The 14490-nt window shown below is 67.4% G+C and carries 16 protein-coding genes; 7 read left to right on the forward strand and 9 right to left on the reverse strand.

What is annotated here, in order from left to right; genetic code table 11:
- Positions 1 to 502: ATP-binding domain-containing protein (locus tag BKA04_RS00005; protein ID WP_183320688.1), on the forward strand; the 502-nt coding region annotated here is incomplete at its 5' end.
- Here BKA04_RS00005 and BKA04_RS00010 read toward each other — a convergent pair.
- A complete protein-coding gene (locus tag BKA04_RS00010; protein WP_104094576.1) occupies positions 499 to 1551 on the reverse strand; it encodes a hypothetical protein in 1053 nt (350 codons plus the stop codon). The genes BKA04_RS00005 and BKA04_RS00010 overlap by 4 nt on opposite strands.
- 72 nt (positions 1552 to 1623) lie before the next feature.
- Here BKA04_RS00010 and BKA04_RS00015 point away from each other — a divergent pair, with 72 nt between their 5' ends.
- Together BKA04_RS00015 and BKA04_RS00020 are read left to right on the forward strand one after the other, a co-directional pair.
- Complete coding sequence (locus BKA04_RS00015) at positions 1624 to 2769, forward strand: acyl-CoA dehydrogenase family protein (protein ID WP_104094577.1); 1146 nt, start codon at positions 1624 to 1626, stop codon at positions 2767 to 2769.
- A gap of 261 nt (positions 2770 to 3030) precedes the next feature.
- Positions 3031 to 3885 (forward strand): NERD domain-containing protein, encoded by an 855-nt coding sequence (locus BKA04_RS00020; protein ID WP_104094578.1) that lies wholly within the window; start codon positions 3031 to 3033, stop codon positions 3883 to 3885.
- Positions 3886 to 3901: 16 nt separating this feature from the next.
- Here BKA04_RS00020 and BKA04_RS00025 read toward each other — a convergent pair whose 3' ends face one another.
- Positions 3902 to 4237 carry a hypothetical protein gene (locus tag BKA04_RS00025; protein WP_134542204.1) on the reverse strand — a complete coding sequence of 112 codons (336 nt, stop codon included), beginning with the start codon at positions 4235 to 4237 and terminating at the stop codon, positions 3902 to 3904.
- Positions 4238 to 4690: 453 nt separating this feature from the next.
- Between BKA04_RS00025 and BKA04_RS00030 the strand changes: the two genes are divergently transcribed.
- The 3 genes from BKA04_RS00030 to BKA04_RS00040 all read left to right on the forward strand — a co-directional run bounded on the left by BKA04_RS00030 (position 4691) and on the right by BKA04_RS00040 (position 7680).
- Complete coding sequence (locus BKA04_RS00030; protein ID WP_104094580.1) at positions 4691 to 4894, forward strand: cold-shock protein; 204 nt, start codon at positions 4691 to 4693, stop codon at positions 4892 to 4894.
- 183 nt (positions 4895 to 5077) lie between these two features.
- On the forward strand, positions 5078 to 5917 hold the full coding sequence (locus tag BKA04_RS00035) for a DUF1684 domain-containing protein (RefSeq protein ID WP_104094581.1): 840 nt from the start codon (positions 5078 to 5080) through the stop codon (positions 5915 to 5917).
- Positions 5918 to 5958: 41 nt separating this feature from the next.
- Positions 5959 to 7680, forward strand: a complete 1722-nt coding sequence (locus BKA04_RS00040) for a bifunctional 3'-5' exonuclease/DNA polymerase (RefSeq protein ID WP_104094582.1) — start codon at positions 5959 to 5961, stop codon at positions 7678 to 7680.
- Positions 7681 to 7693: 13 nt separating this feature from the next.
- Here BKA04_RS00040 and BKA04_RS00045 read toward each other — a convergent pair whose 3' ends face one another.
- Positions 7694 to 8311, reverse strand: coding sequence for a PadR family transcriptional regulator (locus BKA04_RS00045; RefSeq protein ID WP_104094583.1), 618 nt, complete (start codon positions 8309 to 8311; stop codon positions 7694 to 7696).
- Between the two features lie 208 nt (positions 8312 to 8519).
- Here BKA04_RS00045 and BKA04_RS00050 point away from each other — a divergent pair, with 208 nt between their 5' ends.
- Positions 8520 to 9023, forward strand: coding sequence for a DUF3145 domain-containing protein (locus BKA04_RS00050; protein ID WP_104094584.1), 504 nt, complete (start codon positions 8520 to 8522; stop codon positions 9021 to 9023).
- Here BKA04_RS00050 and BKA04_RS00055 read toward each other — a convergent pair.
- The 6 genes from BKA04_RS00055 to BKA04_RS00080 form a co-directional block, all read right to left on the reverse strand.
- A complete protein-coding gene (locus tag BKA04_RS00055) occupies positions 9006 to 9575 on the reverse strand; it encodes a dihydrofolate reductase family protein (protein WP_104094585.1) in 570 nt (189 codons plus the stop codon). The two genes, BKA04_RS00050 and BKA04_RS00055, sit on opposite strands and share 18 nt — an antisense overlap.
- Before the next feature lie 30 nt (positions 9576 to 9605).
- Positions 9606 to 10844, reverse strand: a complete 1239-nt coding sequence (locus BKA04_RS00060; protein WP_104094586.1) for a beta-ketoacyl-[acyl-carrier-protein] synthase family protein — start codon at positions 10842 to 10844, stop codon at positions 9606 to 9608.
- 91 nt (positions 10845 to 10935) lie between these two features.
- Positions 10936 to 11184, reverse strand: coding sequence for an acyl carrier protein (locus tag BKA04_RS00065; protein WP_104094587.1), 249 nt, complete (start codon positions 11182 to 11184; stop codon positions 10936 to 10938).
- Between the two features lie 38 nt (positions 11185 to 11222).
- A complete protein-coding gene (locus BKA04_RS00070; protein ID WP_104094588.1) occupies positions 11223 to 12227 on the reverse strand; it encodes a beta-ketoacyl-ACP synthase III in 1005 nt (334 codons plus the stop codon).
- Positions 12224 to 13138, reverse strand: a complete 915-nt coding sequence (locus tag BKA04_RS00075; RefSeq protein WP_104094589.1) for an ACP S-malonyltransferase — start codon at positions 13136 to 13138, stop codon at positions 12224 to 12226. Before BKA04_RS00075 ends, BKA04_RS00070 begins: the two co-directional genes overlap by 4 nt.
- A 129-nt stretch (positions 13139 to 13267) precedes the next feature.
- Entirely contained in the window at positions 13268 to 14479 is a 1212-nt protein-coding gene (locus BKA04_RS00080) for a PucR family transcriptional regulator (protein ID WP_104094590.1), read from the reverse strand.
- Between the last annotated feature and the right edge of the window lie 11 nt (positions 14480 to 14490).

A 14490-nucleotide genomic window follows, 5' to 3' on the forward strand; every position in this document is an offset into this window, starting at 1 on the left:
CATCGGCCACCGCGCGGAGGGAGACCGTTGGCGTCGTGAAGAGCTCACCGTCAACTACCGCACCCCCTCGCAGATCGCCGCAGCCGCGGAGTCGATGGCGATCGCGCACGGCCTGCCGGTCACGAAATCCGTGGCGGTGCGGGAGAGCGAATGGCCGATCGACACCGTCGCGGATGTCGTCGACGCGGTTCGACTGGCCCAGGAGACCCGCGGGACCGTGGCCGTGATCGCGACCGACGACCGTGCGCCCGTTCTGCTGGATACACTCGACAGCGCATTCCCCGGCGAAGTGGGGATCGGAGCGGAGGGGCTGGACTCCGCGATCACCGTCCTCGGAGCACACGACGCCAAGGGCCTCGAGTTCGACGCCGTCGTCATCGTCGATCCTGCGGCGATCGTCCACGCGACAGAGCGCGGTGCCGCGGCGTTGTTCGTGGCGATGACCCGGCCCACTCAGCGTCTGGTGTTCGCGGATGCCGAGGTCCTGCCGGCCGGCCTCTAGAGCCTGGAGAACAGCGGCGCGAAGTTCGCGATCCAGATGACGGCGATCGCGGCGACCAGGAGAACGCCCGCGATCGGCAATCCACGCTGCAGTCGCCTGCCGGGCCCGGCGACCACGTTGTGCGACATCCGCGCTGTCAACGGGGACGACGCGGGCGTGCTGTCGCCGACCCTCGAGTCCGCATAGCGCTCCGTGCGGTCGAGTGTTCTCGTGCCCACGGTGTCCACGATCCTGAAGATGCGCGCAAGCGTCGCCGGCTCCGCCAGGTCGAACGGCGATTCGGAGTAGAGGAACATCCAGTCGTCGACGATCTCCACATCGAGCGTGGCCGCCTCGTCGACGAGACGCGCCATGAGGTCCGGTGTGAACACGTAGAGCGCATCCGCCTCGTACTCCCTGGGGCAGTACAGCGTGAAATAGCGATCGAAATCGCCTTCCAGGCTGAGCTTCTGGTCGCGGGAGAACGTCACAGGAAGGTTGGTTCCCAGGAAGTTGTTCGAGGTCGCGTCCAGGACCATCTGCGGAAGCATCCGATCCAGGCGGATGGCGATGTAACCCCAATTGTGGACCTTGCGGTTCTTCCCGGAGCCCGTCGTGTATCGAAGATCTCCCACGTCGACCGTCGGCTTCGTGGCACGGGACAACCGTTCGGGGATGCTTCTGGCCGACCCGATCCCGAAGATCGCACCGGGGTAGTCGGGAACTCCCGCATTCACCGAATAGGCGAAGCCATTGGCCGCGGCGAATCGGCTCATCCGCACGAGGCGGATCGACAACGCCCGCCGGGTGATGAAGAAGAGCGCAACGACCGCCGCGGCGGCGATCGCGACCACGATGAGGATGGCCGGCGACGGCCCAGAGTCGGTAACGACGCTGGAGACCGCGGACATGACGAAGCTCACCATGAGCCCACCGACGACGAGGATCACGACCGCGGCGATGATCGTGGGAATGAGGGATGTCGGCGCCGGTCCTCCGGCCGCCCGGTGCTCACGGATGTCCTGAGTCGTCACGGAGGCGTTGAGCGCCGAGAAATCGAGCGTGGTCACCGAACCACCTTACGGCGGGCGCAGGGCGGATCCGCGCAGCGGCGGCCCTGCACCCCGTGAGACTCTAGAGGGGTGAGCATTCTGAGCGAATCGCTGCTGCAGTCCATCCACGACCGCGCGGCCGGATACGACCGTGACAATGCATTCGTCGCCGAGGATCTCGCAGAGCTTCGCTCGAGCGGATACCTCACCGCGCTGGTTCCGACGAGCATGGGCGGACTCGGGCTGTCCCTCCAGGACGTGGTCCACGAGCAGATGAACCTCGCGGCGGCTGCTCCGGCGACGGCACTCGCGGTCAACATGCATCTCGTCTGGACGGGTGTTGCGAAGACCATGCTGGATCGGGGCGATGACGCGCTCGAGTTCGTGCTGCGCGAAGCCGCGGAGGGGGAGTTGTTCGCCCTGGCCATCAGTGAGGCGGGCAACGACCTGGTCCTGTTCGGAAGCGCCACGGACGCTGCTCCTGTGCCGGACGGCGGGTACGAGTTCACCGGGACGAAGATCTTCACGAGCCTGTCCCCGGCCTGGACTCGGCTCGGACTCTTCGGCCTCGACACGACATCGCCCGATGCGCCCAAACTCGTTCACGCCGTCGTGGCGCGGGACGCGGCCGGCATCACCATCCTCGACGACTGGGACACCCTGGGGATGCGCGCGTCCCAGAGCAGCAGCACGCGGCTCGAGGGGGTGCGTGCTGAACCTCAGCGCGTCTTCCGTCGCCTCGACCCCGGCCCGAGCCCGGATCTGCTGATCTTCTCGATCTTCTCGAACTTCGAGACGCTCTTGTCGGCCGTATACACGGGGATCGCCAGGCGCGCACTCGAACTCGGCGTCGAGAACGCGATGCGGCGCAAGTCCGCGAAGAACGCCGGTGAAGCGAAGTCCCTCGACCCGGACATCCGGTGGAAGCTCGCGGACGCGGCCATCGCGTACGACGCGATCCTGCCGCAGTTGGATGCCGTGGCGGCGGACATCGACGCAGGAGTCGACCGCGGGGACCAGTGGTTCCGAGCTCTCGTCGGCCTGAAGCTGCGCGCGACCGATACCGCGAAGTTCGTGGTGGACCAGGCGATTCGGGTCTCCGGAGGTGGGAGCTACTTCTCCGGAAACGAATTGGGCCGCCTCTACCGCGACGTGCTGGCGGGCGGCTTCCATCCGAGCAATGAGGATTCGGCCCACGCGACGGTGGCGAGCGCGTTGCTCGGTCCGCTGCCCTGACGGCGGTCCGCCGGACAGACTCATCGCCCGGTGCGGCACTGAGTGCGGCTCTTCCGGGCGATGAGTTGTTCTTCCTCCAGACTGCGCCCAAATCCGCCGAAGTGCAACCCCATTTTTCCTCTGTCCCCGAACTCGCGGGCGGTTCTGCCCCCGGAATGGCCACATCCGAAAGGGGGGTCTCGATCCGAGTGAGGAATCGGTAACGTCGAAACGGTGGCGCCAGGGTCGGGATCAGGTGCCGATTCGAGGTCGACACAGCCGATGTCGACACACACGAACTTGATCGACGAGGGGGACGCGGCGTTGAAGAACGACGCACTGGCCACGCACGTGCAGAACATCACTCGAGCTCCATCCAGCGTGTGCGAGTTCGTCGACGAGATCGACGTTGCTCCACCGCAGCGGTTTCTCGCGCGCCTCTTCGGTCGCAATCCGATCCCGCCCGGGCTCCGCACGGCGTATCGCGAGGCCAGCGGCGATGTCGCGGTCATGGATGCTCTCGCGCAACTCGGGGGAGAGTGGATGGTGCTCCGCTCCGTGCCGGCTGGCGCCGACGCCCACGAGGTCGCCCATCTCGTGATCGGGCCGGCCGGCGTTTTCTCCATCGCCATTCGCCATCACCCCGGCGGTGTGATCTGGATCGACGGGAAGGTCTTCCTCGTCGACGGAGAACGGGTCTCACACGTGCGGGACTCCGAGTGGGAAGCGGTGCGCGTCACCCAGTTGCTGTCGGATGCGGTCGGCGTCCGGGTGGCCGTGACGCCGTGCGTCGTCGTCGTCGGGGCGCGCAGCCTCACGGTGGCCAGGCCTCCTCGTCGAGTCGCCGTTCTCACTCCCCGGGACGTGAGGGCATGGCTGAAGAGCATGCCGAGGGTCAATTCGCAGGAGGATCTCAAGGCGTTTCGGGTCGCAGCATCCGGGCAGCCGGACTGGAACGACGCCGAGTCACCGTCGCTGGAGTTCGCGCAGGATATCGAACGATTCCGGCGCGCGCAGTCTGCGGTCAGTCAGGCCAGGCATCTCCGGCTCACCTGGGTCACCGGGGTCCTGGTGCTCGGGTGGCTCATCGCCGTTGTGGGGCTCGGTGGAGTGACCACGAGCCTCCTCTTCAACTAGGAGCGGCCCCGAAGGCTCAGTGAGTCAGAAGCGAGACGATCCCGACGGCGGCAACGGATGCCGCCGCCAGAAAAGCGATGAGCCCGCCGATGAGCAGAAGGCGGGACTGGTCCATCCGCTGCATGGTGGTCGAGCTGTTCTTCTCATCGAGTCGGTCACGGGCTTCGGAGAGTGTCCGGAAGGAGCCGACCTTGCGGCCGCGCCTGTCGGTCGCGAGGTACTTCCCGCGTGGGGTGCGGTCGATCGCGCCGGCGACTTCGCCGTCATATTCTGCGACCCAGCGGGTCGGGAGGATGGGAACCCACTTCGGGTCCTCGTAGGGCACGATTGCCTTGTCGGTGATGGTGGTCATCTCACCTGCCTTTCTGGCCCATCCGATGTGGATGTCCATATTCAGGTCCGACGCGAACGCTCTGAGTTGATGCTCTGGGCCTGATTCCCGTGGGTGAACACGAGCTGTCCGCGGCGACCGGACGAGTATACCGGCCGAAACTGGCCGAATCCGGCAGCGCCGACCCACTTTCAGCGAACTTCGAGGCTCGATTCGCGATCCGGGGGAGCGGAATCCCCGCGAGGCCTGACCACATTTCGGTAAGTAACAATTCGAACCGACCTTGTGCATTCTCTGTATCTCCGTGGGGAAGTGCACTACTGTCTATATCGCAGTTGCAGTACCTCGCACATCTTGATTGCCAGGGAGCCAGTGATGGCGATCTGATCCTTTCGGGAGCGGACGATGAACACCGCGACGTGCGGCCTCGAAGGTCGGGGCCGCCGAGCAGGACTCCTGAAGGAGAAGAAGAAAATGGCAGTAGGCACCGTTAAGTGGTTCAACGCGGAAAAGGGCTTTGGATTCATCGCCCCCGAGGACGGAAGTCCCGACGTGTTCGCCCACTACTCGGCAATCGCCGGTAGCGGCTACAAGTCGCTCGACGAGAACCAGAAGGTCGAGTTCGACCTCGCACAGGGTCCCAAGGGCCCGCAGGCGGAGAACATCCGCCCGCTGTAGTCACAGCTTGAGCCGGCCCCGCGTCTTCGGATGCGGGGCCGGCTTTTTTGTTGCGACGACGGACCGGGCCGTGTGCGTCCCTGCGGCGCGATTGCGCCCGTTCGTCCGGGCGCAATCGCGCCAAACGGGAACAGTGGTGTGTCCTGACCGGTTACTGTCAGTGACCTCGACAAGGATGGAACGATGACCGACACCGCCACCACGACCCCAGACGCCCACAGTCCAGAAGGGCAGTTCGCGACCTTCCGCGAGCGTCGCGAACAGGCCGTTGTGCAGCCGAAGGGCAACCTCGCGCTCGTCAACACGCAATGGATCGACTCCGAGCAGACCGTGTGGAATGCGCCGGGGACCTGGGCGCCACTGCCCGCAGGCGAGTCCGGGTTGCAGCTGACGGCGAGTGCTTCCGATGGCATCCGCCTGAATGGCGAGGTCGTCGACGGCACGGTCATCGTCAGGGGCAAGGATTCCGATGAACCGGGCGACATCGTGTTCAGCGACACCGTGACGGGCTTCGTGATCGCCGGCGCGACGGGTGGCTACGCGCTGCGGGTGTGGGATGCCGATTCGGATGCCATCCAGAACTTCGGCGGCATCGACGCCTACCCCTACAACCCCGACTGGGTCGTCGAGGCGAAGTTCACCGAACTTCCCGGTGCCACGATGCCGTTCGAGCACACGAGGGACGAAGGCAGGACGCGGGAGGTCGAACTTCCTGGCGAGATCTCGTTCAGCAAGGACGGCGTCGACTACTCGCTCGCGGCGATCGAGTCCGGGCGCGCACTGCAGATCGTGTTCTCCGACGCGACGAGCGGGGTCGACACCTACAGCGTCGGCCGGTTCCTGTACGTTGCTCCGGATGCCTCCGGTCGCGTCACGCTGGACTTCAACCGCGCTGTGCTGCCACCGTGCGGCTTCTCGTATGCCTTCAACTGCCCCATGCCCCCGATGCAGAACCGATTCGCCGTTCCCATCGAGGCGGGCGAGAAGAACGTGCTCGCGAAGGACGGGTCGCTCCTGCACTGAAGGGGCGCCCGGATGTCCCGGGCACCGGGCAGACTGGTCACGTGTTCATCGCCCTGGCCTCGCACCCCGACGGCGTCCTTCTCTCGCCGCTCGACGATGCCGGGGAACCAGCGGGCGAGGCGACCGTCCTGGCACGCGCCGCTATGCCCGCCGAGGTCGCGCGCCGCGAGTTCACGGCTGCTGCTGCCGATCGTCCCCGCTGGGTCTGGGACGACACGACCACCTGGTACCCGCTTCTCCTGTCCGCGGGTGTTCGCGTCGAGCGCTGCGTCGACCTGAGGCTCTCGCACGCGATCCTGCGCAACTCGGAGCTGACGGCCCGGACCGCGCTTGCGCGCGCGGCTCGGAACGGCTGGGACGAGCCGACACCCGAGGACCGGGCGCACAGGCGGGAGGGTCACCGCGCGGCCAGCGATGGGCTGTTCGAACTGGAGCCGGACGCCGGAAGCGCAAGTGCCGTCGGGCCGCCCGACCCGGTCGCCGAGTTCCGGTTGCAGCGGGAAGCTGTCGCGGCATCCGCCGACCCCGCGCGCATCGGCCTGCTGCTCGCCGCCGAGTCGGCGGGCGCACTCGTCGCCGCTGAGATGCAGTTCGCTGGGTTGCCGTGGCGCGCCGAGTTGCACGACCAGTTGCTCACCGAGTTGCTCGGCCCCCGCCCCAAACCCGGTGAGCGCCCGGCGAAGCTCACCGCCGTTCTCGAACGCGTGCGCGATGCCCTCGACGCGCCCGAGCTCAACCCGGATTCCCCGGTCGAGCTCGTGAAGACCCTTCAGCGCGCGGGGCTCATGATCACTTCGACCCGGTCCTGGGACATCAAGAAGCTGCGGCATCCGGTCGTCGAGCCGTTGCTCGAATACAAGAAGCTCGCACGGCTGCTGAGCGCGAACGGTTGGCACTGGCTCGACGCGAACGTGCGCGACGGCCGGTTCCGTCCCGACTACGTGGTGGGCGGTGTCGTGACTGGGCGCTGGGCGAGCAAGGGCGGCGGAGGCGCGTTGCAGCTGCCGAAACAGGTGCGTGGTGCGGTCGTCGCCGATCCGGGTTTCAAACTCGTCGTCGCGGACGCCTCCCAGCTCGAGCCGCGCATCCTCGCCGCGCTCTCCGGCGACGCCGCGATGGCCGAGGCCGGCCGCGCGAAGGACATGTATGCGGCGATCGTGGCGCGCGGCGCGGTGAAGACCCGGGATCACGCGAAGGTCGCGATGCTCGGCGCGATGTACGGCGCGACGACGGGCGAGAGCGGGCGGCTTATGCCCGCGCTCGCGAAGGCGTATCCTCGCGCGATCGGGCTCGTCGAGAGCGCGGCGCGGGCGGGGGAGCGCGGCGAGGTCGTGACGACGCGGCTCGGACGAAGTTCGCCCAGACCCGGTGCGAACTGGCGCGAACTGCAGGCCGCGGCCTATGGAGAGAGTTCGACGGATGCCGACGCGAGCAAGGCGCGGGGCCAGGCGCGCTCCTGGGGCCGGTTCACGCGCAACTTCGTCGTACAGGGGACGGCGGCCGAGTGGGCGCTGTGCTGGATGGCGACGCTGCGTGGCGCGTTGCATGAACTCGGTGGCTCGGCCTGGCTCACGGACGCCCCGCACCTCGTGTTCTTCCTCCACGACGAGCTCGTCGTGCATTCGCCTGCGGCGATGACGGATGCCGTGGTCGCCGCGATCGAGTCCGCCGCGGTCGAGGCGGGTCGCCTGCTCTTCGGTGCCACCCCGGTCGAATTCCCCCTGAGCATCGCCGTCGTGGACAGCTACGCCGACGCGAAGTAGCCGCCGGGTCCGCTCATCGGGCGACCACCTTCGCCGGACGACCGCGTTTGGGCACCTCGGTGCTGAGCGGCAGGGGAGAGGCGAGGCCGGCGGCGGATGCGCGAGCCAGTCTCGCCTCCGAATGGTCGAGCCAGCGCACCTCCGCCTCCGCCTGGAAGATCATCGAGTCCACGACGAGCAGCCAGGCGAGTTCCTCGGAGGACTCCGGGTCTCCCGAGGCGTTCTTCGTCTTCGTGAGTTCCTGCAGCGTGCGCAGCGTCGCGGTGCGCTGCACCTGGATGACCTGAGCGATATCCACGCCCGGCAGGGTCACGGCGATCGCAAGCTTGATCGCGAGCTCGTCACGCGTGGCAGCGGACCGCTCGACGGGGGAGCCGAGCCAGCCTGCCACCTCGGCGCTGCCGGCATCCGTGATGCGGTAGTAGATCTGGCCGGAGCTGTCGGGGTCCGACCCCTCGACGTCGGTCTTCTCGACGAGGCCGTCGCGCTCGAGCCGGTCGAGCGTGTTGTAGATCTGGCCGACGTTGAGCGGCCACGTCGAGCCGGTGCGTCGGTCGAACTCGCTGCGCAGCTGGTAGCCGTAGCACGGCCCCTGGTCGAGGATGGCGAGGAGGCTCTGGCGGACGGACATGGTGGCCTTTCGGTAAAGAATTACCCGGTATGTATCAGCCGAGTATAGCTATACCGAGTATCTAGAACACAAGGTCGCCCGCGTGTCGGGAATCACACACTTGTCATTTGCCAGCTTCGTCGGTCATAATGCAAGGGAAACTTCATACGTTACGAATCTCGTTCCACAGGTCGATGGGGAAGTCGCACCTAACGGAAATGGAGATATCGTGACTGCTGCACCAGCGCGCGGAGTGCTGTACGTCCACTCATCGCCGAAAGCGCTCTGCCCCCACGTCGAGTGGGCGGCGGGAGGCGCACTCGATCGCGCCGTCAACTTCAACTGGGACGTCCAGCCCGTGCTCAAGGGCGCCATGCGCGCCGAGTACTACTGGGAAGGCGTCCAGGGGACCGGAGCGCGCCTCGCATCCGCCCTGCGCGGCTGGGAGCACCTCCGCTTCGAGGTCACCGAGGATCCGACTCCGGGCAGCGATGGCGGCCGCTGGCTGCACACCCCCGACCTCGGCATCTTCTACGCGCAGACCGACACCGTCGGCAACCTCGTGATCCCGGAGGATCGCATCCGGTACGCCATGGAGGTCGCCGGGTCGGATGCCTTCGAACTGCACCGCGAACTCCGGCTCGCCCTCGGGCAGGCCTGGGACGACGAGCTCGAGGCCTTCCGCCACGCGAGCGACGACAACCAGGTGGTGTGGCTACACAAGGTCGGCTGAGACCCGATACCCCAGGTGCACGAAGCCGCTTGCGAATCGGCGCTCCTCCGCGAGCTCCAGCTTTTGGGTGACCCCCTCGGGCAGCGCACGCTTCCCGCCGCCGACGAGGATGGGTGCGATGAGCAGGTGCACGTCGTCGACGAGGCCGGCGCGCAGGGCCAGCCCGGCGAGTTCGGCGCCGCCGATCGACAGGTCGGCATCCGCTTCGGCCTTCCAACGTCGGACGAGCTCGGGGTCGAAGTCCCGCACAAGACGCGTCCGCTCGCTCGATACTGCAGGGAGGCTCCGCGAGAACACGACCTTCTCGTTGGCGCGCCAGAGCTCGCCGTACTCGAGCACGAAGTCGGGCCCGCCGGCGAGGTTGGCCGGATCCTCCCAGAACACCATCGTCTCGTAGAGTCGGCGGCCGTAGAGGCAGAGCCCCACGGATCGCTCGAGGTCGTTGGCGAAGCGGTGCACCTCCTCGTCCGGCATGGCCCAGTCGAAGGAGCCCGCGGCATCCTCGATGTAGCCGTCGAGAGAGCAGATCGCGGTGTAGACGAGGCGTGCCATCGCCACACTCTACGCCGTGCCGATGGCGCGCTACACGCTCCGGAACGCCACCACCGCGTTGTGCCCGCCGAACCCGAACGAGTTGCTGATGGCGAGCTGTGGGCCGTCGCCGAGCGGCCGCGGCGCCGTCACGACGTCGAGCGGGATGGCCGGGTCCTGATCGTCGAGGTTGATCGTCGGCGGAGCCATCCGTTCGTGCACGGCGAGGATCGTGAAGATCGCCTCGAGCGCGCCGGTTCCGCCGAGCAGGTGACCGGTCGCCGCCTTCGTGGCCGACACCGGGATGTCGTGCAGCCGGTCGCCGAAGATGCGAAGGAGGGCATGGTACTCGGCGATGTCGCCGACCGGGGTGCTCGTGGCGTGCGCGTTGATGTGGGTGACATCCTCGATGGAGCCGCCGGCGTGTTCGACAGCCATGCGCATGGCGCGGGCGGCCGCATTGCCGTCCGGGTCCGGCGCCGTGATGTGGTACGCGTCGCTCGTCACCGATCCTCCGGCCAGCTCGGCGTAGATCCTCGCTCCTCGGGCGAGCGCGTGCTCCTCGGTCTCGAGCACGATCGAGCCTGCACCCTCGCCCAGCACGAAACCGTCTCGGTTGAGGTCGTAGGGGCGGGATGCCGCCGCCGGGTCGTCATTCCGCTTGGAGAGCGCCTGCATGGCTGCGAACGCCGCGATGGGCAGCGGGTGGATCGCCGCCTCGGCTCCGCCCGCGATGATGACGTCGGCGAGGCCGGCCTGAAGGTGGTCGTAGGCGTTGGTGATCGACTCCGTGCCGGATGCGCAGGCCGAGACCACCGTCCGTGCTCCGCCGCGTGCGGACAGGTCCATGCTGATGGCCGCGGCGGGCCCGTTGGGCATGAGCATCGGAACCGTCATCGGAAGGACGCGACGGGGGCCGCGCTCACGCAGGGTCTCCCAAGCGTCGACAAGGGTCCAGATGCCGCCGATTCCCGTGGCGTAGTCGACGGCGATGCGCAGCGGGTCGATGTCGGGGGAGCCGGCATCCGCCCAGGCTTCGCGCGCGGAGATGAGGGCGTGCTGGCTCGAAGGGTCGAGTCGCTTCGTCTCGACGCGCTCGAGCACGTCGGCGGGCGCCACCTTCGCCTGGGCGGCGAACGTCACCGGAAGCTCGTACTGCTCCACCCAGTCGGCCTCAATGGTGCGCACGCCGGATTCGCCCGCGAGAAGGGCGTTCCAGGAGTCGCGGGCGGTGCCACCGAGCGGGGAGCTCGCACCGATACCGGTGACCACGATCTTCTTGAGCGTCATTGGGGCATCCTTACTGCTGTTCTCTGCTCACACACTGCGCACGCTCTCGGCCGCCCGCATTCTCATCCGGACGGCCGAGAGAGGGACAACACTAGTTCTGGGCGTTGACGATGAAGCTCACGGCGTCGCCGACGGTCTTCAGGTTCTTGACCTCGTCATCCGGGATCTTCACGTCGAACTTCTCCTCGGCGTTGACCACAATGGTCATCATCGAGATCGAGTCGATGTCGAGATCGTCGGTGAACGACTTGTCCAGCTCGACCGTGTCAGTCGCGATGCCGGTTTCGTCGTTGATGAGCTCGGCGAGGCCGGCCAGAACTTCTTCGGTGGACAATGCCATTGTTAATCTCCTTGGGGTATTGATGACCGGGGACAAGTTTAGGGCAGGACGACGACCTGTGCCCCATAGACGAGCCCGGCGCCGAATCCGATCTGGAGAGCGAGCCCACCGGAGAGCTCAGGATGCTCCTGGAGCAGTCGGTGGGTGGCGAGCGGGATGGACGCCGCAGAGGTGTTGCCCGTCGTGGCGATGTCCCGGGCGATGACGACGGACTCCGGCAGCTTCAACTGCTTGGCGAACTCGTCGATGATGCGCATGTTCGCCTGGTGGGGGATGAACGCGGCGAGGTCGTCGGCGGTGATGCCGGCATCCGCGAGCGCCTTTTTGGCGACCTTGGCCATGTCCCAGACGGCCCAGCGGAACACGGTCTGGCCGTCCTGGCGAAGTGTCGGCCAGTTCGCGTCGCCCTCCCGGTAGTCGATGAGGGTCGCGTTCATGCCGACGGCGGATGCTTTGGATCCGTCCGAACCCCACACCGCCGGCGAGATGCCGGGGAAGTCACTCGGACCGACGACGACCGCGCCGGCGCCGTCCCCGAGCAGGAAGGAGATCGAGCGATCGGTGGGATCGACGACATCCGACAACTTCTCCGCACCGATGACGAGGGCGTAGTGGGCGGCACCGGAACGGATGAGGGCGTCCGCCTGGGTGAGCGCGTAGGAGTATCCGGCGCACGCTGCGTTCGCGTCGTAGGCAGCAGCAGGGTTCGCTCCCACACGATCGGCGACGACGGCCGCCATCGACGGGGTCTGCTGCACGTTGCTGATGGTGGCGATGATGACGAGATCGATGTCGGCGGCATCGACGCCGGAGACCGCGATGGCCTCCTTCGCAGCCTCTGTCGCCAGGTCGACGGCGAGTAGGCCGGTGGATGCACGGGTGCGTGTGACGATGCCCGTGCGCTGCTGGATCCACTCATCGCTCGAATCGATCGGCCCGATGAGGTCGTCATTCGGCACGATGCGGTCGCCGCGCGCGGCCCCGAATCCGTACAGGCGCGTGTACTTCGCCCCGGTGGACTGCTTCAGTTTCGGAGTGCTCATGAGTTCTCAATCATCTCGATGGCCGACTGGATGTCTTCTGGAGTCTTCACGGCGACCGAGGGCACTCCCTTGAGCCCTCGTTTCGCGAGCCCCACGAGTGCGCCGGCAGGGGCCACCTCGACGACGCCGGTCACGCCGGCCTCCGCGAAGGATTCCATGCAGCGGTCCCAGCGCACCGGGGAGGAGACCTGCCCGACGAGAAGGTCGAGGTATTCGCTTCCGCTCGAGACCCGATGCCCGTCCCGGTTCGTCCAGATCGGCAGGGTCGGTGAGGCAGCGGAGAGACCGGATGCCGCGGCCTCCAGCCGCTCGACGGCGGGTGCCATGTAGCGGGTGTGGAATGCTCCGGCGACCTGGAGCGGGATGACGCGGGCCCCCGCGGGAGGGGTCTCCCTGAGCTTCTCCAGGGCGTCGAGCGCACCCGCGACGACGATCTGCCCTCCGCCATTGAAGTTGGCCGGTTCGAGCCCGAGGTCGTGGAGTGCGGAGAGCAGCTCCGTCTCATCGGCGCCGATGACGGCGCTCATGCCGGTGGGGGTCAGGGCTGCGGCATCCGCCATCGCGCGTCCGCGCTCCGCGACGAGCGACATGGCCTCGGTCTCGGTCAGGATGCCGGCGGCGGCAGCCGCGGTGAGCTCGCCCACGGAATGGCCTGCGATGCCGCCGATCTGGTCGCGGCGACCCTGCAGGAGCACATAGAGGGTCAGAAGTCCGGCCGCGACGATGAGCGGCTGGGCGACCTTCGTGTCGCGGATGGTGTCGGCGTCGGAGACGGTTCCGTGGGTGGCGAGATCGATGCCGGCCGCATCCGAGTACCCTGCCAGCCGTTCCTCGAGGCCGGGGACTTCGAGCCACGGGGTGAGGAATCCGGGAGTTTGAGACCCCTGACCGGGGCAGACGACGACGATCACTTCTCTAGTCTTCCAATCCTCGGCGCGTTTGCACTGTGACAACTCCACCAACAATAGTCAAGACCTTTGTCGGTTGGCGCAGCCATCGCCCGGCCACAGCGGATTCGGCGGGATGGACGCAGCGACGAGTCAGCGGCGCCGAGTCGAGCCGTCGGGTTCGGCGATGGAGCCGATGATGAGCGCCGACTGCAGGATGAGCGACTCCCGCGCACCCGTGGCGTCGTAGCCGATGACCTCCGAGACGCGCTTCAACCGGTACCGGACGGTGTTCGGATGCACGAAGAGTTCGCGCGCTGTCGCCTCGAGCGAGCGGCCGTTGTCGAGGTAGGCCCACAGGGTCGTCAGCAGTTCGCTCGCGTGGGCCTGCAGCGGGCGGTAGATGCGGTTGGTGAGAGTGGAGCGTGCGAGCGGGTCGCCGGCGAGGGCGCGCTCCGGCAGCAGGTCATCGGCGAGCGCGGGCCGCGGAGCGTTGCGCCACGATCGGGCGACGGCGAACCCCGCAAGGGCCGCCTTGGCGCTGCGATTCGCGTCGACAAGGGTGGGGACCTCGTGGCCGAGCACGAGATAGCCCTCACCGAAACCGGGCTCGAGTGCGTTCGCGATCTCCAGGAAGGCGAGCGGTGGTTCCGAGTGGTCATCCTCGCCGCTGGGGGCGGGTAGCGCCCGGCCGATCACGAGGACGAGGCGCGAACCCTGCACCCCGATGAGCACGTCCGCGTCGAGGTGGCGGGCGGTGCGCCGCAGCATGTCGACATCCAGTTGCTTGGGCGCGGTGCCGACGAGCACGGACACCTCGCCGTGCCCGTGCCAGCCGAGTGCGGCGATCCGGCTCGGCAGCTCGTCGTCGTACTCTCCGCTCAGGATGCTGTCGACGACGAGCGCTTCGAGCCTCGCGTCCCAGAGCCCTCTGGCCTCTGCCGCGCGCGCATAGACATCGGCCGCACCGAACGCGATCTCTCGCGAATACAGCAGGATGGCTTCGCGCAGCGACTCGTCGCGCCCCTTGACGCGGTCCTCGACGACCTCGACCGTGACCTTGATGAGCTGGAGGGTCTGCGTGAGGCTCACCGAGCGCAGGAGCTCGCGGGGTGCGACTCCGAAGACATCCGCGGCGACCCAGGGGGTCGAGGTCGGGTCGTCGTACCACTGGATGAACGAGGTGATGCCGGCCTGGGCGACCATGCCGACGGCCGAGCGGCGCCCGGGTGGCATTTCCCGATACCACGGGAGAGTGTCCTCGAGTCGCTTGAGCGTCGCCGTCGCGAACTCGCCGGACACCGTCTTCAGCCACGCGAGCGTCTGAGCCTTCGTCTTCGGCGCGGGTGTTGAGGCGGTGGGCATCGGTGTCGGCC

Origin of the sequence: Terrimesophilobacter mesophilus, assembly GCF_014200375.1 — a bacterium.
GTDB classification, from domain to species: Bacteria; Actinomycetota; Actinomycetes; order Actinomycetales; family Microbacteriaceae; genus Terrimesophilobacter; species Terrimesophilobacter mesophilus.